Annotated in this window: 1 protein-coding gene; it reads left to right on the top strand. The window is 48.8% G+C overall.

What is annotated here, in order from left to right:
- Nucleotides 1-285 precede the first annotated feature (285 nt).
- Nucleotides 286-675, top strand: coding sequence for a hypothetical protein (locus PPL9_RS19540; protein ID WP_152986766.1), 390 nt, complete (start codon nucleotides 286-288; stop codon nucleotides 673-675).
- Nucleotides 676-1,100: the final 425 nt, after the last annotated feature.

The raw sequence follows: 1,100 nt of genomic DNA, 5'->3' as shown, positions 1-1,100 counted from the left end.
ACATGCCAGCTTCCAGCAAGCCGAAGTTCTGATCATTCTTTTCTGTCGTTATGACCTGAGGGACAGTTTTAAGGGCTTTGCCCTCACGTGACCTAGATCGTCGCTCGCCTGACCACAATCTTCCTCGCCCTTAGGGCTGCGGGAGACTATGGACAGCCTCTCTTCTCACTAGCTCCCGCACACCCGTTTGTTTGGCAAGGGAAATGAAACGGACCTCATTGAGACGGAATGAACATCATGGTTTTTGCAAGCCGTTCAAGTCTCTTGATCACAAGGGAGCACAACATGAATGCCAAGATCCTCACATTTCCAACAAAGCAGACAGCAATTAACCGCGCTGAAGTCATCTCATTTTCTGAGGTGCTGGAGGCGGCTTGGGATGCTTCATTGGAAGCCACACTGGAGTTTGTTGAACAGAACGGCGATTATTTTGAGGAAGGTGGAGCCCATGTTGTGTTTGCTGATCTCAATGCCCCGTTCGTGCGCCTTTTAAAAGTCAAAGGCGTAGGGGAGGCCATGAGCACAGGAGAATGGAAAGTCTCGCTGTTGCTGGGACTGCCTTACAAATCGCAATGTGTCTATGAAGCGGGTTGCAAGGCGTTTGTCGAAGAGTTGAAGCTTCGCAATATCTCAGCTCGTGTTGTCACGTTTGCTAAGGATGAAGAGCGTTATTAGGCGGAAACGTGCTGCTTGAGAATGTCATATTAGCGTCTCTGATCAGGGGCCTCCAAGCCCACGCAGGCCCGCACGAAAAGACCAGAGGCATGAAGCAACCTTGCGATGCTTTTCGCAACGGGTTTTCTTATGTTCAACCCGCACTGTTCAGGCTTGCTCTTTGGGTACAAGAAAAACGTAGGTTTTGCTGATACCGCACTGGAATAAGCTGTTGATTGAACCACGAGTTTTGACCCAATTATACCGTTCGATGGAATGTTGTCTTTGTTTACATCAAAAGACGTTGCTACGTTCTGGTTAGCTGTAGCCGCCTGCAAACATAATCATTTGGGCTTGCAATCATCGCCATTTTGAGCCCGAATTAAATGACTTTATCTGGGGGCTCAAACCCACATTAATTGGTGCGCCGTGGAAAGGCGCGTTTT

The organism is Pseudovibrio sp. POLY-S9 (genome assembly GCF_001431305.1).
In the GTDB taxonomy this organism is placed as follows: domain Bacteria; phylum Pseudomonadota; class Alphaproteobacteria; order Rhizobiales; family Stappiaceae; genus Pseudovibrio.
Note: the sequence above shows the minus strand (reverse complement) of the source record. Positions and strands in the feature narration are given on the sequence as shown.